This is a genomic window from Geminicoccus sp., assembly GCF_035556675.1.
GTDB lineage: Bacteria > Pseudomonadota > Alphaproteobacteria > Geminicoccales > Geminicoccaceae > Geminicoccus.
This window is the reverse complement of the sequence record NZ_DATMFZ010000039.1, coordinates 1-22,700: the sequence shown is the minus strand read 5'-3', so window position 1 is coordinate 22,700 and position 22,700 is coordinate 1. Positions and strand designations below refer to the sequence as shown.

The window sequence follows — 22,700 nt, the reverse complement described above, 5'->3', positions numbered from 1 at the left end:
ACCGGAGGCCGGCGCGGCCGGTGCCGGCGGCTCACCGGTGCTGGCCGGTGCCGGCGGCGGCATCAGCCGGGCGACGTCGATCACGTCCGTGGCGAACTCGCCGCCGAGCTTGGGCCGGGCGGCGGCCCCGTCGAACCGCAGGGCCCCCGTGGCCTGCAACAGATCGCTGGTGAGCCTGATATCGTCGAAGGTCACGACCTGATCCGCCACGGCGAGCCGGCCTGCGAGCGCCACCTGCTCGGGCATCGGCGCAGTCGGCGGGACCGGCAGGCCCAGCCAGCGCACTGCCCGGCCCACCTCCGGCAGGTCGACCTGCACCGTGCCCGAGGGTGCGGCCGACAGCATGCCCGTGAAGGCGGCCGCGACCGGGCCGGTGATCTTGAGGCTGCCCTGGCTTTGCTGCTGTTCGATGAGCGTACCGGTGTCCTGCACCGTCAGGTCGACGCCGACCTTTTCGCCCCGGAAGCTGGCAGTGCCGGCAACGCTCGATGGCCCGCGCAGGTCCGGCGCCCGCAGGTCGATGTCGATGTCCTCGACCCGCTCGGCCAGGCCGCTGCGGGCATCGGCATAGTCGACCACCCCATCCTCGACCCGGACCTCGCCCAGGGCCAGGTCGGGCAGGCCGCCGCCCCCGTCACCCGAGCTGTCGCCGCTACCGCCCGCCTGCGGGGTGCCGGCTTCAGTCTGCCAGTTGCCGATGCCGTTCTCGTCGACGCGCAGGTGGATCACGGGTGCGGCGACGATGAAGCGCTGCACGTCGACCCGGCCCTGCAGCAGCGGCATGGCCGCCACCACCGCCTCGAGCTTGCCGACCTGGAGCAGCGGCGTGTCGCCCTCGCCCAGCCGGATCTGCTCGGCCACCAGGCGCGGCGTGGGGATCAGCGCCAGGGACACGTCGCCCTCGATCGCGAACGGGCGGCCGGTCGCGTCCTTGATGGCGTCCGAGACCTTCGCGACCAGCCAGTCGCGCGGCACCAGGAACGGAACCGCCAGCACCGCCACGACCAGCACGGCGAGGATGGCCAGGATGATGGTGACAATGCGCATCAACGCACTCCCTTCCCGCCCTTGCCGACCCAGGCGCCACCATGGCGGAGCAGCTTCACGGTAAGCGTCGGCAGGGCCAGCCCGGCCAGATTCGCCGGTGATGCCCACACACCCTCAGGGGGCGCGTCCGCGATCCTACCACGCAGGAGCCGCACCGACAGGTCCAGGTGGGTGAACAGGTGGCGCACCGTGCCGGGCAGCATCTGCCACTCCCCGCCTGCCGGTGCTGCCGCGCGGATCTCGGCGCTACCAGGCGGCTCCGGCAGCCAGTCGGTGGAGGGCAGTTCCATCATGCCTGCCAGCAGCCCCTGGTCCGGGCGGCGCCGGAACAGGATGGCACCGTCCGCCCGCTTCAGGAGAAAGCCCACCGCATGGCGCTCCTGGCGGGACTTCGCCTCGGCACGGCCCGGAAACCGCTCGGGCTCGCCCGTGGCATGAGCGGCACAGGCATCCCGCCAGGGACAGACCAGGCAGCCCGGTGCCCGCGGCAGGCATACCAGCGCTCCCAGCTCCATGAGGGCCTGGGCAACGTCGCCCGGGCGCTCGGTGTGGGCCAGCGTGTCGGCCGCTGCCTGCAGGCGCCGTGCGGCCCTGGCCGGCGGCAGCTCCAGGGCGATCAGCCGGCCGACCACCCGCGCGACATTGGCGTCCACCGGCACGACCGGCAGGTCGAAGGCGATCGCCGCCACGGCCCTCGCCGTGTAGGGCCCCAGCCCCGGCAGCGCCAGCAGGGCCTCCAACTCGTCCGGCACCCGCCCGCCATGGCGGGCCACCAGCGCTTCCGCGCAGGCCTTCAGCGCGCGCGCCCGGCGGTAGTAGCCCAGGCCCTGCCAGGCATGGAGCACCTCGTCCATCTCCGCTGCGGCCAGGGCCGCCGCCGTCGGGAACCGGCTGAGGAACTCGGCAAAGCGGCCCTTCACCGTCGCGACCGTGGTCTGCTGCAGCATGATCTCGCTGACCAGCACCGCCCAGGGATCGGCCCGCTCGCCCGGCAGGGCCCGCCAGGGCAGGCGGCGGCGTGTCCGGTCGTACCAGGCGAGCAGGTCGGCCACGGGAGCCAGGGGCGGGGAGGCCAGGGCTGGGGAGGATCGAACCAAGCGATACTGCTCTTGTGCATTTTTCGGTGGCCGTCGCTGTGGCATGCTCCTTTCCGGCGGGCCAGGACGATATGCTCGCCGGGACGAAATTGGGCGTCATGCCCCGAATGTCGAGCGGAGCGGCGGTGCGGGTGACCCGGGGCCAGAGGCTGGGGGAGTTCGTCGAGGCGGTGATCGCCCCGGCGGCGCGGCGGCGCGGCCTGGCGGCGACCACGCTCATCCGCGACTGGCCGCTGGTGGTGGGCGAGCGGCTGGCGCTACGCTGCCAGCCGGTGCGGGTGAGCTTCGCGCCGGGCCGGCAGAGCGGCGGCACGCTCGTGCTGCATGCAGCCGCCTCGGCGGCACTCGACCTCCAGTTCTCCGAGCGGCAGGTCGTGGAACGGGTCAACGCCCATTACGGCTATGCGGCTGTGGCGCGCCTGCGGATCGTGCAGGCACCCCCGCTCCGTCCGCCACCGCCGCGTCGGCGCCGTCCCGCTCGGCCCGATGACGCCGAACTCGCCCGGCTGAGCGAGGCTACCGCCGAGATCACCGACCCCGTCTTGGCGGCGGCACTGCTGCGGCTGGGCTGTGCCATCGCGGTTGCCGACCGGACGGGGGCCAGCGGCACCGGGACCAGGGAGGCGGGAAGATGAGCCGGGCCATGCTTGCGCTGCTGGCGGTGCTGGCCCTGGCCGCCTGTGCCAGCCAGCCTGCCCCCCGGATCGCCGCCACGGCCGCTCCTTTGGTCCCACAGGCGGATCTGGCGCGGGCGCGGGCCCTGGCCGACGAGGGCGAGCGCGACCGGGCGCTGGCCACCTATGCCGTGCTGGCCGTCTCGGGCGATCCGCTGGTGCTCTATGAATATGCCAGGGTGCTGGAGGACGGGCCGGAGGCGACGCCTGCCGACCGCCAGCGCGCCCTGGACCTTTATCGCCAGGCCTCCGCGCAGAACCTGATCGACGCGCAGCTGCGCCTGGCCAATCTGCTCTATCTCGGCGAGGGCGGGGTGCCGCGCAACCTGGTGGAGGCGGCGCGCTACTACGACCAGGCACACAAGCTGATCGAGCCGCGCGCCGATGAAGGGGATGCCCAGGCCCAGGAATGGATGGGCGACCTCTACCGCGAGGGCCGCGGCGTGCCGCAGAACGGCGACTTCGCGGTCTACTGGTACACCCAGTCGGCCCAGGCCGGCCGGGTCAGCAGCTACGTCAAGCTCGCCCGGATGTTCGAGCGGGGCGAGGCGGGCGTGACCGTCGATGTCGAGCAGGCGCTGCGCTATTATGAACTGGCCGGGCAGAACGACGACGCCCAGTCCCTGTTCAACATCGCCAAGCGCTACGCCGACGGCGACGGGGTGACCGTGGACAAGGTCCGCGCCGTGGAACTGTTCGAGCGAGCCGCCGACCTGGGCGACAGCCGCGCCTATGCCCGCCTGGGCGACCTCTATTCCGACACCTCCGCCTGGCCCACCGAGCCGGCCCAGGCGGCCGTCTGGTACGAGCGCGCGGCTGCCGTCGGCGACGAGAAGTCCATGTACAAGCTGGCCGACCTGTACGATCGGGGGCGGCTGGGCGACCGCGACGCGGTCGCCGCTTATCGCTGGTACCTGCTGGCGGCGCGCAACGGCCATCCCAAGGCGCCGGAGCGGCTCGACCGCCTGACCAATGTGCTGAGCCCCGCCCAGCGCGAGCAGGCGCAGGTCGCCGCCGATCAGTGGTCGCAACAGCTTCGGCCGGAAGCACCGCCCAGCACGTGAACCGCTCGTCTTGTGCTCGCGCAACGGTTATGGAATGGCCGGTGCCCGCGCGCAGGTCAGGCCCATCGCCCGCAAGCTAGGAGAAGTCATGTCGGATCGTCGCTCGCTGCTCCTTGCCGCCGTCGCCGCCTGCTGCCTCGCCGGGACGGGGCCGGCCCTGGCCGAGACGGCCCAGGAATTCGTCATCGGCTCGCCCGACGCACCGGTCACCATGATCGAGTACGCCTCGCTCACCTGCCCGCACTGCGCGTCCTTCCACAACGAGACCCTGCCCGAGCTGAAGAAGAAATACATCGACACCGGCAAGGTGCGGCTGATCTTCCGCGACTTCCCGCTGGACCAGATGGCGCTGCAGGCCTCGATCCTAGCACACTGCGCCGGGCAGGAGCGCGGCCCCTTGTTCCTGTCGGCCTTCTTCCAGAACCAGGACCGCTGGGCGGTGGCCGATGATCCTTCGGCGGCGTTGCGCCAGCTCGCCAAGCTGGGAGGCCTGAGCGACGAGCGGATCGACGCATGCCTCGCCGACCAGGAGCTGGGCGATTCGATCCTGAAGATGCGGCTGGACGGCGAGCAGCAGCACTCGATCCAGTCCACCCCGAGCTTCCTCATCAACGACCAGCTTCATGCCGGCAATCTCGGCGCCGAGGGTTTCTCCGAGATCCTGGACCCCCTGGTGAACTGACGAGGGGCAGGCGTTGCGCCTCACCCGGATCGTCATCCACGGCTTCAAGTCGTTCGCCGACCGCGTCGAGCTGACGCTGGAGCCGGGGCTGACCGGCATCGTCGGGCCGAATGGCTGCGGCAAGTCGAACATCGTCGACGCGCTTCGCTGGGTGAGCGGCGAGGCGTCGGCGCGCGGTGTGCGCGGCGACGACATGGACGACGTGATCTTCGCCGGGACCGGCAGCCGGCCCGCGCGCGAGCTCGCTGACGTCATGGTCGTGGTGGAGGGCGATCTCACCGACTATTCGCGCCACGCCACGGACGGTCAGGCCGAGGTGCGCCGCACCATCACCCGCGGCAACGGCTCGACCTTCCGCATCGCCGGCCGAGAGGTCCGGGCGCGCGACGTGCAGCGCCTGTTCCAGGACGCCGGTGCCGGTGCCCGCGGTACCGCGATCGTGGCGCAGGGCCAGGTCCAGGCGGTCACCGAGGCCAAGCCCGAGGACCGGCGGCGCTTTCTGGAGGAAGCGGCCGGCGTGGGCGGGCTGCAGAGCCGCAAGCGCGAGGCCGAGAGCAAGCTCCTGCAGACCGAGGGCAACCTCGCCCGGATCGCCGACCTGATCGGCGCGCTGCAGACCCGGATGGAGCAGCTCTCCCGCCAGGCGGCCCAGGCCGAGCGCTACCGGAAGGTGGCCAAGGAACTGCGCGAGGCCGAGGCGGCACTGGCCGCGGCAAGGCTGCTGGATGCCCGTCAGCGCTTTCAGGCGGCGGCGAATGCCGCCCGCGACGCGGACCGGCTGGCCGATCGGGCCGAGCAGGAGCGCCAGGCGGAGCTGGCGCGGCTCGCCGCGGCCGAGACCGAGGCCAATGGTGCCCGCGACGCCCTGGCCCGCCTGGTGCCGCGCCATGCGGCCCTGGTCGAGCGGGTGACGGCGCGCCGGGGCGAAGCGGATCGGGCGGCTGCCGAGGCCGCCGAGCTGGCAACGCGCCGTGATGCCGCCCTGGCCGAGCGCGCGCAGGCGGAGCGGCGCATCGAGGCGCTGGCCGAGGAACGGCGGGCCCTGGCTGCGGAGGCCCAGGCGGCAGCGGCGCAGTCCGCCCAGCGCACGGCCGAGCAGCCGGAGCTGGAAGCCGCCACGGCTGCGGCCAGCCATCACCGCACCAAGCTGGAAGCGGATGCGCTGGCCGCGCGCGAGCATCGCTTCGGGGCCGAGGCCAAGGTCGCCCGGCTGCACGAGACCCTGGACGGTCTCATCCGGGCCGACGCCGGGCTGCAAGCGGCGATCCTGGCCGAGCGCGCCCGGCTGGACCGGCTGGTGCCGCCCGAGACGGACCCCGAGTCCCGGAAGCTCGCCAGCCAGGCGGCGGAGCTGGCTGCCGAGCTGGCGGCGGCCGAGGCTGCCCAGCCCGCTGCCGCCGAGCGGCTGGCCGCCGCGGAAGCGGCCCTGGCCGGCCTGCGGGCCGAGCGGCAGGCGGTGGCGGCAGCGCTGCCGGCCCTGGAGCGCCGCCAGGGGGAGATCGAGGAGCAGCATCGCCGCCTCCAGCGCCGGCTGGCCGCCCTGGCCGAGCGCCGCTCCGTGCTCGACCGGCAGCGCCGGGAGCATGGCGACGGGGTGGCGAAGCTCGGTCCTCGGCCGGAGGCGGCGATGAGCGGCAGTGCCGAGGCGGTGACGGCCGCTCGGGCCGCCCTGGCCCTGGCCGAGCAGGAGCTGGCGGAGGCGCGCCATGCGCTCACGGCCGCCGAAGCCGAGCATGCGGCCAGGCTCGCGGCCGCCAGTGCTGCCGCCAGCAGCCTGGCACGGCTGGAGCAGGAGCGGCAGGAACTCGCCAAGGTCTTGCCGCCGGTCCGGGCTGACGAGGTGATCGCCGCGATCGCGGTTGCCGAGGAACAGGCCGCTGCGTTGGCGGCGGCGCTGGGCGAGGGGCTGACTGCCTCGCTGGACCCGCAGGCGCCGCGCCACTGGTTGGTCGGGTCCGCCGCACCGGTCGAGCCACCGGCGGAACTGGCCCACCTGCCACGGCTGGCCAATCTGGCGCGCGTACCCGAAGCCCTGGCCCGTGCCCTGGGCCCCGTCTGGCTGGCGCCTTCGGACGAGGCGGCCCGGCTGCAGCGCCATCTGCCGGATGGCGGGGCGCTGGTCAGCCCGGATGGCGGCTTGTGGCGCTGGGACGGCTACGTGCGCCTGCCGGGTGCCAGGGATGCGGCGGCGCTGCTGCTGGCCCAGCGCGACCGGCTGGAGCGGCTGACCCGGCAGCTGGATGCCGACCGGCCGGTGGCTGCGGCGCTCCGGGCGGAGCACCAGGCCGCGGAGGCGGCCCGGCAGGCCGCGCGCCAGGCGGTGGCAGGCTGTGAGCAGGCGCTGGGCCGGGCACGCCAGGAGCTGGATGCCGCCGAACGGGCCGCCCGGGCCGCCCTTGCCGCCGATCAGGCCTGGCAGCACCGCCAGGCCCAGCTCGACGAGCTGCTGGGACGGATCGAGGCTGCAGCCTCGGCCCTTCAGGGGGACGAGGCCGAGGTGGAGGCGGAGCGGGCAGCCGCGGTCGACCCGCGGGAAGGGAAGGCGGAGCTGGCTCGGCTGCGCCAGCGTTCGGCCGAACTGACCCAGGCGGTCGCCTTGGCCGAGCGGGAGCAGGCCCAGGCCCGCCAGGAAGGCGAGCGGCTGGCCGCGGCCATCGTCCGGCTGCGCGAGGAGAGCGCGGGCGTTGTCGGCCGGATGCGTCTGGCGGAGACGGCCTTCCAGGAGCAGCGGGCGGCACTCCTGGCCGAGCGCGCCACGGCGGAAGCGGCGCTGGCCCGTCACGGGCAGGAACAGGCGGACGCCGTGCGGCGCCGGTCGGCATGTGAGCAGGAGCTGGCTGCGGCCGAGGCGGAGCTGGGCCAGGCCCGGGCAGCGGCGAAGGATGCCGAGCAGGCGCTGGCCAGTGCCCGCGAGGCGGCGGTCCAGGCCGAACGGCGTCTGGCGGAGGCTGGCACCGAGCTGCGGCTCCTGGCGGAGCGTGCCGTCCATCGCCAGGAGCGGCTGGAGCGGCTGGAGGCGGAGGCGGCACGGCTGGACGCCGCCATCGCCGATGCCGGCGAGCTGGCCGCGGAGCTAGCCGGGCGCACGGCGCGGGCAACGGCGGAAGCCGGCCGTCTCGAAGGGGAAGCCCGGGCACTGGTCCAGGCGGAAGCGGAAGAGGCGGTGGCGGCGGACGCGGCTCGGGCCGCGGCGACCAGGGCCGAGGCAGCGCTGGCCGAACGGCGCGAGGCGCTGGCGGTGGCCGAGCAGGCCGAACGCCAGGCAGCACTCGCAGCGGCCGAGACTCGGACGGCGCGCCAGGCGGCACAGGCGGCCCTGACGGCGCTGAAGGAGGAGTTGGCCGAGCGTTTTCCCGACCAAGCCCTGTCCGAGCCGGGGCCCGGCGCCGGGTCCAGCTCGCTGTCGGAGCTCGAGGAGCGCGCCCGTCGGCTGCGTGCCAGCCGCGACCGGATGGGGGCCGTCAACCTGTTGGCCGCCGAGGAGGCCGAGGCAGCGCGCGCCGAGTTCGAGCGCCTGTCGGCCGAGCGGGCCGAGCTGGAGGAGGCGGCCGCACGGCTGCTCAAGGCGGTACGCTCGCTGGACAGCGAGGCGCGCCAGCGCCTGCTGGAGCAGTTTGCCGTGGTGGAACGCCATTTCGCCGAGCTGTTCACCCGCCTGTTCAACGGCGGCAACGCCAGGCTGACCCTGACGGATCCGACCGACCCGCTGAAGGGCGGGCTGGAGCTGGAGGCGAGCCCGCCCGGCAAGAAGCTCACCAGCCTGTCGCTGATGTCCGGCGGCGAGAAGGCGCTGACCGCGCTTTGCCTGATCTTCGCCTTCTTCCTGGCCCATCCCTCGCCGCTCTGCGTGCTGGACGAGGTCGACGCGCCGCTGGACGACGCCAATGTCGGCCGACTGGTGGACCTGGTCCAGGAAATCGCGGCGCGGACCGGCACCCGGTTCCTGGTGGTCACCCACCACGCCCTGACCATGGCCCGGATGGACCGGCTCTATGGCGTCACCATGATCGAGCGTGGTGTCAGCCGGCTGGTGTCGGTCGAACTCGGCCGCGCGCTGGAGATGCGGCGGACCGCCTGACCGGCCCGGACCCGGTTTTCTGCCAGCACCTCCACAGAATCGACCAAAAGAGCCAGCCTGTCGCGGTCACGCCTGCTTGACCTGTGTCGCCCGCCGAGTAGGTTGCCGCTCGCCTCGGGTCGGACCGAACGGGCGTCGTCCGTTCGCGTGCGTCCCTGTGGTATGGGATGGATGGCAGACGACGACCACGACCGCGCCTTTGCCGACCTGGACCAGCGCATACGTGCTGCGCGGGACCAGCGGGAAGCTGCGGGCAAGGGGAACGGGGCCGACCGCAACCAGCCCAAGCTCAACTTCGGCAACGGGCTCGCCGTCGGGATCGAGCTCGTCGTCGGCGTGGTGGCGGGGGTAGGATTAGGTCTGGCGCTGGACAGTTGGCTCGGCACGCGCCCGATCCTGACCATTCTGTTGTTCCTGCTCGGCACCGCGGCCGGCATGCTCAACGCCTGGCGCCATCTGGTGCGGATCGGCATGGTCGATCCGCACGGCGGCAAGGGGGACGGGCAGGGTCGCGGCCCGGGCTGACAAACCGGACGAGGGCGATCCAGTGGCCGACCCGCTTCATCAATTCGTCGTCAATCCGCTCGTGCCGATCAACGTGGCGGGCCTGGACCTGTCCTTCACGCAGTCGTCCTTGTGGATGTTGATCTCGGTGGGTGCTGCCTACGGCCTCGTCATGCTCGGCACCAAGCATGCCGCCCTGATTCCAGGCCGGCTCCAGTCGGTGGTCGAGCTCGCCTACGAATTCATTGCCGGACTGATCAAGGACAATGCCGGCCGGGAAGGGATGCGCTACTTCCCGGCGATCTTCACGCTGTTCATGTTCATCCTGTTCGGCAACATGCTGGGCCTCGTGCCCATGGCCTTCACCTTCACCAGCCACATCATCGTGACCTTCGCCATGGCGATCACGGTGTTCGTGCTGATCACGGCGCTGGGCTTCGCCATCCACGGCGCCCATTTCGCCCACTTCTTCGTGCCCGCCGGCGCGCCGAAGGCGATGATCCCGCTGCTCGTGCCGATCGAGATCATCTCCTACTGCGTGCGCCCCATCAGCCTGTCGGTCCGGTTGTTCGTCAACATGATGGCCGGCCACATGATGCTGAAGGTCTTCGCGGGCTTCGTCACGGCGCTCGGTATCTTCGGCTTCGCGCCGCTGGCCGTGACCGTGGCGCTGCTCGGTTTCGAGGTCGTGGTGGCCTTCCTGCAGGCCTACATCTTCACGGTCCTCACCTGCATCTACCTGCATGACGCGATCCACATGCACTGATTGGGCCGTAGGTTCGCCAGGCCCCCATGTGGACGTGAAGTGACGGTGGAAACTGGCGCAGATTCGCGCCGCTTCTTGGAGTGAACTCGATGGACGTCATGGCAGCTAAGATGATTGGCGCCGGCATCGCGACTTTCGCGCTGTTCGGGGTCGGTCTCGGCATCGGCAACATCTTCTCGACCCTGATCGCGACCGTGGGCCGCAACCCCTCGGTGCAGCAGCGGGTCTTCCCTTATGCGATCATCGGGTTCGCGCTGGTCGAGGCGGTGGCGCTGTTCGCGCTGCTGATCGCCTTCCTGATCCTGTTCACCTGATCTTCCGTGGCCGGGCGGCCGACCTCCCTCAGGGGTCGGCCGCCCGGGCATTCTCTGGATGTCTTCGGGAGAACGGGGCCGATGCAGCGTCTGTTGCGTTCAATGATCACGAGCCTGCCGGCCCTGGTGCTGGCGGCCCCGGTGTTCGCCCAGGCCGCGGATGAGGTCCACGAGACCTCGGCCGGCCTGCCGCAGCTGGACCCTTCGAGCTTTCCCAGCCAGATCTTCTGGCTGGCGGTGAGCTTCCTGCTCCTGTTCTGGCTGTTCAAGACCAAGGCCCTGCCGCGAGTCGGCGAGGTGCTGGAATCCCGCCAGGACCGGATCGCCGCCGACCTCGACCGCGCCACCAAGCTGCGGGAAGAGGCCGAGGCGGCGCTGGTGCGCTACCAGAAGGTGGTGGCCGACGCGCAGGGCAAGGCCAGCGGCCAGATCGCGGCCACCCGCGAGCGGCTGATCGCGGAGAACACCGCGCGGCAGGCCGAGCTGGACGCCGAACTGGCGGCCAAGGTCGAGGCTGCCGAGCAGCGGATCCAGGCGGCGCGCGACGCGGCACTGGCCGAACTGCACAACGTGGCCGTCGAAGTCGCTCAGGCCGCCACCCAGCGCCTGATCGGCCGCGAGGTCCCGCGCGCGGCCGCCGAGGCGGCGCTGGCCGCGGTGACGAAGGAGGCCGCGTGAGATGATCGAGTATTTCTGGCTGCTGATCTCGCTCATCATCCTGGTGCTGGTCCTTTGGAAGCCGGTCAAGGAGCAGCTGATCGGCGCGCTCGACCGGCGTGCCGACCAGATCCGGCGCGAGCTGGACGAGGCGCAGCGCCTGCGCGAGGAGGCGCAGGCCCTGCTCGCCAAGCACCAGCGCCAGCTCCATGACGGCGAGGGGCTGGCGGCCAGCATCCTCCAGCATGGCGCCGAGGAGAACGAGCGGGTCGAGAAGCAGCTCCGGGCCGATCTGGCCGCCTCGATCGAGCGGCGCACCCGTGCCGCCGAAGAGCGCATCGCCCAGGAGGAGGCGAGTGCCGTCGCCGAGATCCGCGGCAAGGCCGCCGACCTCGCGATCCGCACCACCCGCCGCCTGCTCGCCGAGCAGCTCGACCCGGCCAAGGAGCAGGATCTGATCAGCTCCGCCATCAAGGACGTGCGCCAGAAGCTCGCCTGAGCGATCGGCCGTCTCGTCCGGCAACGGGTCCCGCGGGTCTTTCCTACCCGCGGGACCCGTTCCATTTGATGGCGAGCGCAACGGGAGTGAGATGGCGGGCATGAGCGAGCGGGGTTGGTATCCACCGTCGGCGGACGACATCGTGCGACTGGGCCAGGAGATCCTGGCGGACCTGCCCGAGCCGTTCCGCACCCCGTTGCGCGACGTTCCGGTGGTCGTGCAGGAACTGGCCGAGGACGAGGTGGTCAAGGACCTCGGCCTGGAGAATCCCTACGACCTCACCGGCCTCTATGCCGGCATCCCGGTGGGACTGCACGAGGCCCGCGAAAGCGGTGCTCCGCCCGACATGATCTTCCTGTTCCGCCAGGCGATCCTGGCCGAATGGTGCGAGACCGACGTCGACTTCAACGACCTGGTCCGCAACGTCCTGATCCACGAGATCGCCCACCATTTCGGCTGGAGCGACGAGGACATCGAGCGGGTCGAGTTCGGTTGACCGCTCAGTTCGCGGCGGTGACCGCGGGTGCGCGGTAGAAGACGTGCGCGCCGATGGTCGCGGTCTTCACGAACGCGTCCGCCCATTCGGGATGAACCGTGTCCAGGTGGAAGTTCACGGCGCCGCCGGTCGGGTCCTCGATCTGCCGGTTCAGGGCGCGCCGGGCGATCTCCATCGCCTCGTCATAGACCTGGGGCTCCTCGACGTCGTCCGGACGGCCGTCGCACCACCAGGAGAACTGGCAGGTGGCGTTCTCCCGCCCCTGGGTCACCACCGCGCAGACCGTTGTCGGGAAGGAGGGGGCGGCCAGACGGTTCATCACCACCGAGGCCACCGCCGTCATCCCTGCCTCGCCCTCGCCCTTGGCCTCCCAGTAGATTGTCCGGGCGAGACAGGTCAGTGAGTCGTCCAGGGGCTTCTGCCCCTGCGGATCGACCGCCCTGGCCTCGGCCGGTGTGATCCGTTCCGCAGGCGCCACCGGCTGGTCCGCCGCCTTCTCCTCCAGCAACTCCGCCTTCTTCCCGGCAACCGCCGCCGGCGGTCCTTCCGCACGAGCCAGGCCGGCCATCCCCGTCAACAAAGTGGCAAGGACGATGAACATGCACTGCATTTATGTGCTCCACGCGAAAAATACATCGCGCGGGCTGACAACTGGCGGCGGCTGGTGCAGTTCCTTACGGCAGCTTCACGTGACCGAACTCAGGATGCCATGGAAGCGGCCCAGGAACTGCCGTAGGCGCGGCGTGCTCGGCCGCTCGAATATCTCGGCAGGCGATCCCGCCTGCGCCACGAGCCCCCCGTCCATGAACACCACATGGTCCGCGACCTGGCGCACGAACAGCATCTCGTGGCTGACCAGCAACATGGTCATGCCGCTCTTCGCCAGGTCCTGCATCACCGCCAACACCTCGGCCACCAGCTCCGGGTCGAGTGCCGAGGTCACTTCGTCGAACAGCAGGAGACGGGGCTCCATCGCCACCGCCCGCGCGATCGCGACCCGCTGCTGCTGCCCGCCCGAGAGCTGATAGGGATAATGGTCGCGCCGGTCGGCCAACCCCACCCGCGCCAGCCAGTGCCGGGCGATCTCCTGCGCCTCCGCCTTCGGCTTGCCACGCACCTTGGTCAGCCCCAGCATCACGTTCTGCTCGGCGCTCATGTGCGGGAACAGGTTGAAGCTCTGGAACACCATGCCGATCCGGGCTCGCTGCGCCGAGACCCGCGCCTCGCTCAGCCGGCGCCGCTCGTCGTTCTCGCCCTCGACCCGATAGCCGATCTGCTCGCCGTCCAGGAGGATCGTGCCGCCTTCATATTCCTCCAGGAGGTTGATGCAGCGCAGGAAGGTCGTCTTGCCGGAGCCGGACGCGCCGATCAGGGCGACGACCTGGCCCTGATGCACGTCCAGGTCGATGCCCTTCAGGATCTGGAGGTCGCCAAAGCTCTTCTTCACGCCACGCGCCTGCAGGAGCGGCGTCGGCTTGCTCGTCGACATGGTCAGCCTGGCCTTCAGTAGCGGAAATGGGCGTAGCGGCGCTCCAGCATGGCGCCGAGCTGCGAGATGGTGAAGTTGATCAGGAGATAGACCACCGCCGCGAGCAGGTAGAACTGCAGCACCAGGTAGTTCCGTGCGATCGCCTGCTGGTTCGAGAGCAGGAACTCGACCACGCCGATGATGGAGAGCAGGGTCGTGTTCTTCACGATCTCGGCGCAAGTGTTCATCCAGGGTGGCAGGACCCGGCGGGTCGCCAGCGGGATGATCACATAGGCCAGGCGCTGGTGGAACTGCAGCCCGATCGCCTTGGCCGCCTCGGTCTGCCCCTGCGGAAGCGACTGGATCCCGCCGCGGATGGTCTCGGCGATGTGCGCCGTGGAGAAGGCCGCGAGGGCGATCACCCCGGCCCAGAAGGGCGGCACGTTGATCTTGAACATTGCCAGCCCGTAATAGGCGAACAGGATCAGCACCAGCACCGGGATGCCGCGCAGCACGTCGACATAGAGGCGGATCAGCCAGCGTAGCGGCCGCCAGCCATAGGTCAGGCCGATGCCTAGGATCATGCCGAGCAGCGTGGCGATCACGATGGTCAGTGCGGCCGAGGAGACGGTGATGCCCAGGCCGGAGAGCAGCGACCAGCGCGCGACCCAGATCTCGTAGAGGAAGGTTCCGCGTTCCAATGCCACGGCCCCTTCAGCGGATCGACGCGTAGCGGCGCTCGAGCGCGCGCAGCGCCAGCGCGATCGCGTAGGATGCCAGGAGGTAGAGGGCGCTGGCGGTGAGCCAGGCCTCCATCACCCGGAAGGTGTTGGCGTTGACCTGCCGGGCGGTGAAGGTCAGCTCCGGGACCGCGATGGCGGCGGCCAGCGAGGTATCCTTGAACAGCGAGATGAGGTTGTTGCTGATCGCTGGCAGGGTGATGCGGAACATCACCGGCAGGACCACCCAGCGCTGACGCTGCCATGGGCGCATGCCGATCGCCTTGGCTGCCTCCACATACTGCCTGGGGATCGAGGCCAGGCCCGCGCGGAACACCTCGGCCATGTAGGCGCCGGCATAGAGGGAGAGGGTCAGGACGAAGGACTCGATCTTGTCCAGGAACCGGATGCCGAATTCCGGCAGGACGAAGTAGCACATGAAGACCAGCAGCAGGAGCGGCGTGTTGCGGATGATCTCCACATAGGCCCAGGCCAGCCATTGCAGCCATTTGGGCCCCGATGTCCGGGCATAGGCCACCGCCAGGCCGATCACGCAGCCGGCCAGCAGGGACAGGACCGCCATGCCCAGCCCGAGCAGGAGCGCGTCCAGGAACTTGTCCCAGTTCCGCCAGATGACCGACCAGTTGAAGTTATAGTTGAGCAACCTGCCGACTCCGCAGCCGCGCCACCGGAGGCCGGGCAGTCGGCCCGACCTCCGTCAGCCATTCTCTACGTCGTGATGGTCAGGCGAACTCGCTCGGGAAGCCGACCTTCGGGGTCTCCAGGGTGATGCCAAACCACTTCTGGTAGGACGCGGCGAAGGAGTCGAAATCTACGCCCAGCATCGCCTCGCGATAGACGGTGTTGACCCAGTTCAGCCAGGTGGGATCGCCCTGCTTCACCGCCGAGGCGTAGGAGTTGGGCAGCCATCCCCGGCCGGAGTCGACATAGCGCCCAGGTGCCTGCTGCATCAGCCAGCGGATCGCGGACTGGTCGCCGAAATAGCCGTCGACCCGGCGGGCGTTGAGCGCCTGCAGGGCTGCATCGGGGCTCTCGAACTGGTCGACGCGCGCCTCCGGCAGTTCCTTGTGCGCCCAGTCCTCGATGAATACGTTCTGCAGCGCGGAGAGGGTGAGGTTGCTGCCGGCGGCCTTCAGGTCGTCGAAGGTCTTGTAGTCGCCGTCGGCCATCATCATGACGCCGACGCCCTCGCGATAGTAGGGGACCGTGAAGTCGGCCTGCTGGGCCCGGCCCGGGGTTACCGTCATGAACTGACAGACTATGTCGACCTTCTCGGTCACCAGGCTCGGAATGCGGGCATCGGGGCCCTGCAGGACGAACTCGACCTTTTCGGGGTCGTCGAACAGACCCTTGGCGAGCAGCCGGGCCATGTCGATGTCCATGCCGACCAGCGTGCCGGTCTCGTCCTCGAAATGCCAGGGCGGGTTGGTGCTCCCGGTGCCGACGATCAGGTGACCTCGCTCCAGCACGGTCTGCAGCCGGCTGGGCGTGGCCTCCTGCGCCATGGCCGCCCGCGGGGCGAGCAGCCCGAGCCCAGCGCCCGCGACGCTGCCCAGGGCTCCGGCCGCGGACAGGCCGAGCACCCCGCGGCGGAGCATGCTGGCGTCGGCGTTATTGTCCCTGTCGTTCGACATGCCTGTTTCATTCCTTTTGCGGGTTCCCTGACCTTTTCGGTCTATCGGGCCGCTTAGGAAGGAGCAAGAAGCGCACCAGAGCCGGCGTTAGGCCGCCGCGGCCGCCATGCCCTGCCCGGCTTGGGCACGGATCGCCGCCGCCAGCCGCCGGCCCGAGCCTGCCGCCATGGTCCAGCCGGTATGGCCGTGCCCGGTATTGAGGAACAGGCCCGGCAGCGCCGTCTTGCCGATCAGCGGCCGGCCATCCGGCATGACCGGCCGCAGCCCTGCCCAGCTCACCGCTTCGGGACTGTCGGCCACGGCGCGGAAGCCCGGGAACAGCACGCAGATCTTGTCGACCAGGGCGCGGATGCGGACCGGATCCGGGGTCGTGTCGTAGCCGGTGATCTCCGCGGTGCCGACCGCGCGTAGCCGGTCGCCCACCGGGGTCAGCGCATAGTGCCCGGCATCGTCGAGGATGGCGTTGCGCACGGCGTCGGGCCACAGCCGCCTGGGCGCGGTGATGGAGACGCCCTTGACCGGATAGATCGGCAGCCGGATCCCCAGCTGCCGCACCATGAACGGGCTGAAGCTGCCGAGCGCCACGACCACGGCATCGGCGGCGATCCGTCCGCTGGCGGTGATTACGCCCGTGACCCTGCCACCGGCCACCTCGATCCGTTCGACGGTCGTCCCGAAATGGCAGCGCACGCCCCTGGCCGCGCACCAGGCCGCCAGCCCCTGCGCGAACTTTGGGCAGTCACCGATCTCGTCCTGCGGAAAGAACAGGCCGCCGGCGAGCTTGTCGTGGTTCGCCAGCAGCGCCGGCTCGCGGGCCACGCAGGCCGCGACGTCCAGCCGCTCGGTCACCAGGCCATGGGGGGCCAGTGCCTCGTGCACCGCGGTGGCCGCGGCCAGGGAGGCCGGGTCGCCGAAGGTCTTCATGACGCAGTGGCCGGCATGGTCGTACTGGATGCCGGTGGCCGCGCGGATCTCCGCCATCGACCGGGCGCTCAGGAGCGCCAGCTCGAGGTTGGCCCGCGCATTCTCGCGGTGCCTGGGCTCGGCGCAGTTGCGCAGGAATTCCAGGCCCCAGCGCCACATCCGCGGCAGCGCCCCCAGGCGCAGGAGGAAGGGCGCGTCCTCCTTGCCGATCCAGCGCAGCACCTGGAGCGGCACGCCCGGCGCCGACCAGGGTTCCACCGAACTCACATGGATCACCGCGCCGTTGCCCCAGGAGGTCTCGAGCCCGGCGGCCTCGCGCCGTTCCACCAGCTCGACCTGGTGGCCATCCTGCATCAGCCAGTAGGCCGAGGCGACGCCTACGACCCCGCCACCCAGCACGACGACGCGCATGCTTCACTCCCGCTGCCCGCCGTCTGCCGGCGGACCTGCCACTGTCCGATCGATCAGGGTACCAGCAGGCCGTCGCCGTCCTGGTCGGCCGCCTGGAAGTCCTGCCGGGCGCTGTCCAGATATTCCTGCATGGTGATGCGCCCGTCCCCGTCCGCATCGACCTGCGCCGGCAGCGAGAGCAGTGCCGCCTCGTCCGCATCGAGCACGCCGTCGGCGTTCTTGTCGGCATGGGCGAAGGCCGCGCCCATGGCGATGCCATGCTCCGCCTGGTCCACCCCACCGCTGCCGTCGATGTCCATGACGCTGAGCGCTTCGGACGCGGGCGCCTGGGTCTGGGCCTGAGCCGGCTGAGCGATAGACAGGCCGGCCCAGACGATCGACCAGCCGAGGGCCAGAGATAGATAGTTCATGCGCGAGCCTCTGCTGCAGGTCGGATGCTCTGGCCGGACGGCACCCCCCGGTCCCGCCCGGGCGATGGCCGGCAGGCCGCGAGGGTGCCGTCGCTGCCGAAGCTAGCCCGGCACCGGTGGCCTGACCAGTCGAGGCTGCGCTGCCGGCCGGCTTGGTGCGGCAGAAGCCCGAACACCGCCAGGTCGCACCGGCGCCGGCAAAGATAGTTACTGTCGGAGCTCCCAGGAGCGCCTATCCTGCCCTGTCACTCGACTCGATGCGAAAAATCACACATCTAGCGCCGGCCAACCGGCGAGATCTTTTAGGGAGGCTGCTATGGATCTGTCGCGCAAGTGTGTGGCCGAGTTTATCGGGACGTTGTGGCTGGTGCTTGGCGGCTGCGGCAGCGCGGTGCTGGCCGCAGCCTTTCCGGAACTCGGCATCGGCTTTGTCGGGGTCGCCCTGGCCTTCGGCCTGACCGTGCTGACCATGGCTTATGCGATCGGGCATATCTCGGGCTGCCACCTGAACCCCGCCGTCTCGGTCGGCCTGTGGCTGGGCGGCCGCTTCGAGGCCAAGGAACTGCTCCCCTATATCGTGGCGCAGGTGCTTGGCGGCTTGGCGGGTGCGGTCATCCTCTACCTCATCGCGAGCGGGAAGCCGGATTTCGTGGCTGGCGGCTTTGCGGCCAACGGTTATGGCGAGCATTCGCCCGGCGGCTACACCATGCTCGCGGCGTTCGTCTGCGAGCTGGTGATGACCTTCATGTTCCTGTTCATCATCCTGGGCGGCACCGACCAGCGGGCACCGATCGGGTTTGCGCCCATCGCGATCGGCCTGGCACTGACCCTGATCCACCTGATCAGCATCCCGGTCACCAACACCTCGGTGAACCCGGCGCGCAGCCTGGCCGTGGCACCGTTCGCGGGCGGCTGGGCGCTGGGCCAGCTCTGGCTGTTCTGGGTGGCCCCGATCCTGGGTGCGGCCCTGGCCGGGCTCGCCTACAAGGCCCTGGCCGGCACCGCCGAAACCACCGGCGTCGTCCAGCCCGCCGAATGAGCCGGCACGGCGGGCGCGCAGGCCCTGAGGGCTACGTACCCGCCGTCAGCGCATCCCGACCCGCCCGATGCCCGGCAGCTTGATGGCCAGGTCGAGCGGGTCGACGCCGATCACCAAGCCTAGCAGGTTGACCTCGATGCCTTCGTCGAGGGCCACAGTCAGCCCGAGCACGCCGAACAGCGACAGCTGCACGCCGGTGCGGCTCATGGCAGGTGCCAAGGGGAACCAGTGGGCCAGCCAGTCCTTGCCGACCGCATGGGCGGGCAACTCGGTGGCCAGCTCCGGGACCCGCCGGACCACATAGGCAACAAAAGTGTTGGAGTTCGGCCCCGGCCAGATCACGTAGCGCTCGGGGTAGGGATACTCGGCCACTGCCCGCTCGATCTTGGGGATCGCCGTCTCCGCCGCAGCGCCCTCGATCAGGCGCACGACCATGGGTGGATTGCCGGCCCACGGCGCATCCGGCGGGCGCATGTTCTGGCGCACGGCGCGCATCCCGCGCTGCACGCCCCAGCCCACGACCTCGTAGCGGTCGTAGCGGGCTGCACCCTTGGGCTTCATCGCGATCCAGGTATGGACGGCGAACGCGCCGCGCCAGCCCCAGGCCCGCGCGGCCATGACCGCCACCACCGCTCCGTCATGCGCGGCCGGTGCCGGGAGGATGTTGGTCGGCGCATGGTTGGCCGACCGCCAGTCCAGCACGTCCGGGCGCGTGTAGGCCACGAACAGCGGGCCGCCCAGTAGCAGCAGCAGGAGTGCGAGTATCTCCACCGTTCGTTGCATGCCCCACACCGGTCCGAGAAACTCGAACATGGCGATGGACCCGCCCCCCGTAAAGGAGGAAGATGTTACATGAACGTGACGCGGCGAGGCGCAGATTGTTACAGAGACGGCCGGCTCAGATCATGCCCAGCGCGGCCTTGTACAGGTCGAGCAGCTCGTCCTGCTCCTGACGGTCGTTGGGCCGGATCTTGCGCAGCGAGATCAGCTTGCGCAGGATCTTCACATCGAAACCCTCGCCTTTGGCTTCGGAATAGACTTCTTTGATCTGTTCCTGGAGCTCTTTCTTTTCGACTTCCAGTCGTTCGATCTTGTCCACGAACAGACGCAGCTGCTCACCAGCGATCCCGGCGACGTCGGGCATCGGCGACCATTCCTCTCGTTCATGTCAGGGCAGACCGGGCAGGTGCCACCTCACGAAAAAGGGGCCCGAGCGAGCCCCTTTTTCGCGCCTCACCGGCCTGCGGCGGTGCTTGGCCCACCGCACGGCTTCCCTGCCTACTCGCTCCTCGCAGTCGCCGGACAAAGTGACCGCGTCGGGCATGGTGCCGCACGGCATCGGGCGATCTGACGTCCAAGTGCATAGCCGTTCGGCCGAGCCAGATGCAAGCGGCGGATCGTCCCCTTCCGGTTGCGGCCGACCGGGCGAGGATCTCGCATCGTGCGGACGGGGCAGCTATGGAAGGCGGCGCCACCCGTTGGCGAAAGGAAGGGACCGATCGATGCTGAGGGCCGCCGTGATCGGTGCTGGCCATTTCGGGCGCTGGCACGTCCAGAAATGGGCGAGCATGCCCGGTGCCGAGCTCGTGGCGGTGGTGGACCGCAAGGTCGTGAACGACCCCGGCATCACCCGGTTCTCCACCGACTGGCGGGACGTGCTGGGCCAGGTCGACGCGGTGAGCGTCGCCACCTCGACCAGTGCCCATGCAGAGATCGCCAGCGCCTTCCTGGCAGCCGGCGCCCATGTGTTCGTCGAGAAGCCGATCACTGCGGACGTGGCCTCGGCACGGGCGCTGGTCGAGCAGGCCGAGGCGGCCGGCCGCGTGCTCCAGGTCGGCCATGTAGAGCGGTTCAACCCGGCCTGGATTCATGGCCGCCAGCTGCTCCAGGCCCCCCGGCGCGTCGAGATGCTGCGCCAGGCACCGTTCCAGCCGCGCTCGCTCGACGTGTCGGTGATCCTGGACCTGATGATCCACGACCTCGATCTGCTGCTGGACGTGGTCAGGAGCCCGCTGGAGAGCCTGGAGGTGTTCGGGCGGCCGGTTTTGTCCGAGCGGCTGGACCGGGTCGAAGCGCGGCTGCGCTTTGCCTGCGGCACGGTCGCCGACGTGACCACCAGCCGGATCGCCCAGGCGACCTCGCGGCGCGCCACCTTCCTCGACGCAGGCGCCCGGTCGGTCGAGATCGACTTCCAGAACCGTACGGTGGCCCAGGCCACGCCGGCAGGCGACCGGATGGCGGCCAGCATGGAGAGCTTCGAGGCGGTGGACACCGTGCGAGCCGAGCTGGAAGCCTTCGCCCAGGCCATCCGTGGCGAGCGGCCATGCGCAGTGCCGGGGCGGGCGGGTCTCGCGGCCCTGGACCTGGCGCTCAGGATCGAGGCGGCGGCGCGTCCCTGGTGACGCCGCAGGGGCGGCCTGGGCGCTGGCCCTCCAGCACCTTCAGGATGTCCTGGAACACCAGCTCGCGCTGCAGGTCGCGCAGCAGCAGGTGCCAGCCCTCGGGATAGCGGATCTCCCGGCAGGTCTCCGCCGGCATCCGTGCCACGAACGCCTTCTGCACCTCCGGCACGATCACCTGGTCGATCTCGCCGTTCAGGATCGTCACCGGCAGGCGGACGTGCGGCCCGGCCTCGTCGGCCTCGTCCATCAGCCGCACGATTCCGTTGATCGCATCGATCCGGGAACCTGCCAGGTAGAGCGGATCCAGGGCGAGCTCGCGCAGCAGCGGGATGTTGTCGGACGCCAATATGTTCAGCCCGCGTCCGGTCAGGATCAGGTCCGGGGCCAGCGCCATGGCCGAGGCCAGGACCAGCCGGTAGAACGGGCCCATGAGCTCGCCGCCCCACACCGCCGGCGCGCTCAGAATCAGGCCCACCACCGGCAGGTCCCCTCCGGCGCGCGCGGCCGCGACCAGGGTCACGGCACCGCCCATGCTCTCGCCCAGCACCCAGATCGGCAGCCCCGGCGCCCTGGCGTGCTCGACCCGGATGCGGAAGAGCAGCTCGCGCACCAGCTGTTCGGTGCCGGCGAAGAAGCCCCGGTCCGGTCGGGCACCATAGCCGGCCTGGTCATAGGCGACCAGGCGATAGCCGTGCCCGGCCAGCCACTCTCCCACCTGGGTGAACGCAGCCTTGCGGTCGTTGAAGCCGTGCAGCGCGATCACGGTGGCCAGCGGCGGACCGGCCGGCTCGAACCGGATCTCCGGCAGGGGGCCGGTCACCGGGGCAGGCGGCGGGGCACCACCATTGCAGGCGGCGAGCCCGGCTGCCAGCAGGGCCAGGAGAAAGCGTGGCCAGCGTCTCAGTCCACCGCAACTCCCACGAGGGACCGGGGCGGCGCGCTTGGATCCGCCGGCCGGCGTGGGAGCGGGCCGAGCGGTGACGCGGTGATGTTCTCGAACAGCTGCTCGACCCGGTGGCCTGTGTCGCGGAAGTGGCGCAGCGTCACCGCACGGTTGCGCTTGCTCATCCGTTGGCCGGTCCGGTCGACGATCAGGTTGTGGTGGTAGTAGCGCGGCGTCTTCAGGCCCAGCACCGCCTGGAGCAGGCGGTGGATGTGGGTTGCGTGGAACAGATCCTCGCCGCGGGTGACCAGGGTGATGCCCTGAAGCGCATCGTCGATCGTGACCGCCAGATGATAGCTGGTGCGCACGTCCTTGCGCCCGAGCACGATGTCACCCAGCGACAACGGATCGGCGGTGACCTCGCCGGCCCGGCAGTCGAACCAGGACAAGGGCCCGGTGCGCTCCAGTGCCGCGCCCACGTCCAGGCGCCAGGCGAACGGCTCGCCGCGCTCCATCCGGATCTGCCGCTCGGCCGGGGCGAGATGGCGGCAGGTGCCGGGATAGATCGGCTCGCCCGACGGGCCATGCGGTGCCCGGCCCGCCTCCTCGACCTCGACCTTCACCTGCTTGCGCGTGCAAAAGCAGGGATAGACCAGCCTCTCCTCCCAGAGCCACTCGATCGCCTGCTCGTAGACGCCCAGATGCTCGGACTGGCGGCGCACCGGCTGCTCGTAGCGCAGCCCCAGCCAGGCAAGATCCTCGAAGATCGATTCGGTGAACTCGGTCCGGCAGCGGCCGAGGTCGATGTCCTCGATCCGCAGGAGGAACTTGCCGCCACAGAAGCGCGCCGCGTCATGGGCGAACTGGGCCGAGTAGGCATGGCCGAGATGCAGGTAGCCGGTGGGCGAGGG

General features: G+C 70.4%; 25 protein-coding genes. 12 read left to right on the top strand and 13 right to left on the bottom strand.

Going from position 1 to position 22,700, the window contains the following annotated elements:
* Together VNS22_RS02975 and VNS22_RS02970 are read right to left on the bottom strand one after the other, a co-directional pair.
* On the bottom strand, nucleotides 1-1,047 hold a 1,047-nt coding region (locus VNS22_RS02975), incomplete at its 3' end, for an AsmA family protein (RefSeq protein ID WP_325729471.1).
* A complete protein-coding gene (locus VNS22_RS02970; protein ID WP_325729470.1) occupies nucleotides 1,047-2,144 on the bottom strand; it encodes an A/G-specific adenine glycosylase in 1,098 nt (365 codons plus the stop codon). The genes VNS22_RS02975 and VNS22_RS02970, both read right to left, overlap by 1 nt.
* A gap of 98 nt (nucleotides 2,145-2,242) precedes the next feature.
* Here VNS22_RS02970 and VNS22_RS02965 point away from each other — a divergent pair, with 98 nt between their 5' ends.
* From VNS22_RS02965 to VNS22_RS02920, 10 genes are all read left to right on the top strand, one after another.
* Nucleotides 2,243-2,779, top strand: a complete 537-nt coding sequence (locus VNS22_RS02965) for a DUF721 domain-containing protein (protein ID WP_325729468.1) — start codon at nucleotides 2,243-2,245, stop codon at nucleotides 2,777-2,779.
* Nucleotides 2,776-3,882: a tetratricopeptide repeat protein gene (locus VNS22_RS02960; protein ID WP_325729466.1), complete on the top strand. Its 1,107-nt coding sequence runs from the start codon at nucleotides 2,776-2,778 to the stop codon at nucleotides 3,880-3,882. Before VNS22_RS02965 ends, VNS22_RS02960 begins: the two co-directional genes overlap by 4 nt.
* 88 nt (nucleotides 3,883-3,970) lie before the next feature.
* The gene (locus tag VNS22_RS02955) at nucleotides 3,971-4,564 is read left to right on the top strand and encodes a DsbA family protein (protein WP_325729464.1); all 594 of its coding nucleotides are present in this window, start codon (nucleotides 3,971-3,973) and stop codon (nucleotides 4,562-4,564) included.
* A 13-nt stretch (nucleotides 4,565-4,577) separates the two neighbouring features.
* Nucleotides 4,578-8,642: an AAA family ATPase gene (locus tag VNS22_RS02950; protein WP_325729462.1), complete on the top strand. Its 4,065-nt coding sequence runs from the start codon at nucleotides 4,578-4,580 to the stop codon at nucleotides 8,640-8,642.
* Between the two features lie 171 nt (nucleotides 8,643-8,813).
* Nucleotides 8,814-9,167: an AtpZ/AtpI family protein gene (locus tag VNS22_RS02945; protein ID WP_325729460.1), complete on the top strand. Its 354-nt coding sequence runs from the start codon at nucleotides 8,814-8,816 to the stop codon at nucleotides 9,165-9,167.
* 22 nt (nucleotides 9,168-9,189) lie between these two features.
* Nucleotides 9,190-9,912 carry a F0F1 ATP synthase subunit A gene (locus VNS22_RS02940; protein ID WP_325729458.1) on the top strand — a complete coding sequence of 241 codons (723 nt, stop codon included), beginning with the start codon at nucleotides 9,190-9,192 and terminating at the stop codon, nucleotides 9,910-9,912.
* Nucleotides 9,913-10,001: 89 nt separating this feature from the next.
* Entirely contained in the window at nucleotides 10,002-10,226 is a 225-nt protein-coding gene (locus VNS22_RS02935) for an ATP synthase subunit C family protein (protein ID WP_329659440.1), read from the top strand.
* 81 nt (nucleotides 10,227-10,307) lie between these two features.
* Nucleotides 10,308-10,904, top strand: coding sequence for a hypothetical protein (locus VNS22_RS02930; RefSeq protein WP_325729455.1), 597 nt, complete (start codon nucleotides 10,308-10,310; stop codon nucleotides 10,902-10,904).
* 1 nt (nucleotide 10,905) lies between these two features.
* Nucleotides 10,906-11,382, top strand: a complete 477-nt coding sequence (locus tag VNS22_RS02925; RefSeq protein ID WP_325729452.1) for a hypothetical protein — start codon at nucleotides 10,906-10,908, stop codon at nucleotides 11,380-11,382.
* Between the two features lie 100 nt (nucleotides 11,383-11,482).
* Nucleotides 11,483-11,878, top strand: coding sequence for a metallopeptidase family protein (locus VNS22_RS02920; RefSeq protein WP_325729439.1), 396 nt, complete (start codon nucleotides 11,483-11,485; stop codon nucleotides 11,876-11,878).
* Between the two features lie 4 nt (nucleotides 11,879-11,882).
* Here the strand turns inward: VNS22_RS02920 and VNS22_RS02915 are convergent, their stop codons facing one another.
* From VNS22_RS02915 to VNS22_RS02885, 7 genes are all read right to left on the bottom strand, one after another.
* Nucleotides 11,883-12,488, bottom strand: coding sequence for a cell wall hydrolase (locus tag VNS22_RS02915; protein ID WP_325729437.1), 606 nt, complete (start codon nucleotides 12,486-12,488; stop codon nucleotides 11,883-11,885).
* A gap of 75 nt (nucleotides 12,489-12,563) precedes the next feature.
* Complete coding sequence (locus VNS22_RS02910; RefSeq protein WP_325729435.1) at nucleotides 12,564-13,367, bottom strand: amino acid ABC transporter ATP-binding protein; 804 nt, start codon at nucleotides 13,365-13,367, stop codon at nucleotides 12,564-12,566.
* Nucleotides 13,368-13,381: 14 nt separating this feature from the next.
* The gene (locus VNS22_RS02905) at nucleotides 13,382-14,047 is read right to left on the bottom strand and encodes an amino acid ABC transporter permease (protein WP_349261692.1); all 666 of its coding nucleotides are present in this window, start codon (nucleotides 14,045-14,047) and stop codon (nucleotides 13,382-13,384) included.
* Between the two features lie 13 nt (nucleotides 14,048-14,060).
* A complete protein-coding gene (locus VNS22_RS02900) occupies nucleotides 14,061-14,729 on the bottom strand; it encodes an amino acid ABC transporter permease (RefSeq protein WP_325729431.1) in 669 nt (222 codons plus the stop codon).
* 79 nt (nucleotides 14,730-14,808) lie between these two features.
* Nucleotides 14,809-15,720: a transporter substrate-binding domain-containing protein gene (locus tag VNS22_RS02895; RefSeq protein ID WP_325729429.1), complete on the bottom strand. Its 912-nt coding sequence runs from the start codon at nucleotides 15,718-15,720 to the stop codon at nucleotides 14,809-14,811.
* A gap of 87 nt (nucleotides 15,721-15,807) precedes the next feature.
* Complete coding sequence (locus VNS22_RS02890; RefSeq protein ID WP_325729427.1) at nucleotides 15,808-17,055, bottom strand: D-amino acid dehydrogenase; 1,248 nt, start codon at nucleotides 17,053-17,055, stop codon at nucleotides 15,808-15,810.
* A gap of 53 nt (nucleotides 17,056-17,108) precedes the next feature.
* Nucleotides 17,109-17,465: a hypothetical protein gene (locus tag VNS22_RS02885; protein ID WP_325729425.1), complete on the bottom strand. Its 357-nt coding sequence runs from the start codon at nucleotides 17,463-17,465 to the stop codon at nucleotides 17,109-17,111.
* A gap of 316 nt (nucleotides 17,466-17,781) precedes the next feature.
* Here VNS22_RS02885 and aqpZ point away from each other — a divergent pair, with 316 nt between their 5' ends.
* Entirely contained in the window at nucleotides 17,782-18,504 is a 723-nt protein-coding gene (gene aqpZ, locus VNS22_RS02880; RefSeq protein WP_325729423.1) for an aquaporin Z, read from the top strand.
* Between the two features lie 45 nt (nucleotides 18,505-18,549).
* On the opposite strand, the gene VNS22_RS02875 is transcribed toward aqpZ, so the two are convergent.
* A complete protein-coding gene (locus tag VNS22_RS02875) occupies nucleotides 18,550-19,287 on the bottom strand; it encodes a DUF3750 domain-containing protein (protein ID WP_325729421.1) in 738 nt (245 codons plus the stop codon).
* 115 nt (nucleotides 19,288-19,402) lie between these two features.
* Nucleotides 19,403-19,648 carry a DUF2312 domain-containing protein gene (locus VNS22_RS02870; protein ID WP_159711236.1) on the bottom strand — a complete coding sequence of 82 codons (246 nt, stop codon included), beginning with the start codon at nucleotides 19,646-19,648 and terminating at the stop codon, nucleotides 19,403-19,405.
* A gap of 358 nt (nucleotides 19,649-20,006) precedes the next feature.
* Here VNS22_RS02870 and VNS22_RS02865 point away from each other — a divergent pair, with 358 nt between their 5' ends.
* The gene (locus VNS22_RS02865; protein WP_325729418.1) at nucleotides 20,007-20,906 is read left to right on the top strand and encodes a Gfo/Idh/MocA family oxidoreductase; all 900 of its coding nucleotides are present in this window, start codon (nucleotides 20,007-20,009) and stop codon (nucleotides 20,904-20,906) included.
* On the opposite strand, the gene VNS22_RS02860 is transcribed toward VNS22_RS02865, so the two are convergent.
* Together VNS22_RS02860 and gluQRS are read right to left on the bottom strand one after the other, a co-directional pair.
* A complete protein-coding gene (locus VNS22_RS02860) occupies nucleotides 20,875-21,726 on the bottom strand; it encodes an alpha/beta fold hydrolase (protein ID WP_325729416.1) in 852 nt (283 codons plus the stop codon). The genes VNS22_RS02865 and VNS22_RS02860 overlap by 32 nt on opposite strands.
* Before the next feature lie 80 nt (nucleotides 21,727-21,806).
* On the bottom strand, nucleotides 21,807-22,700 hold an 894-nt coding region (gene gluQRS, locus VNS22_RS02855; protein WP_325729414.1), incomplete at its 5' end, for a tRNA glutamyl-Q(34) synthetase GluQRS.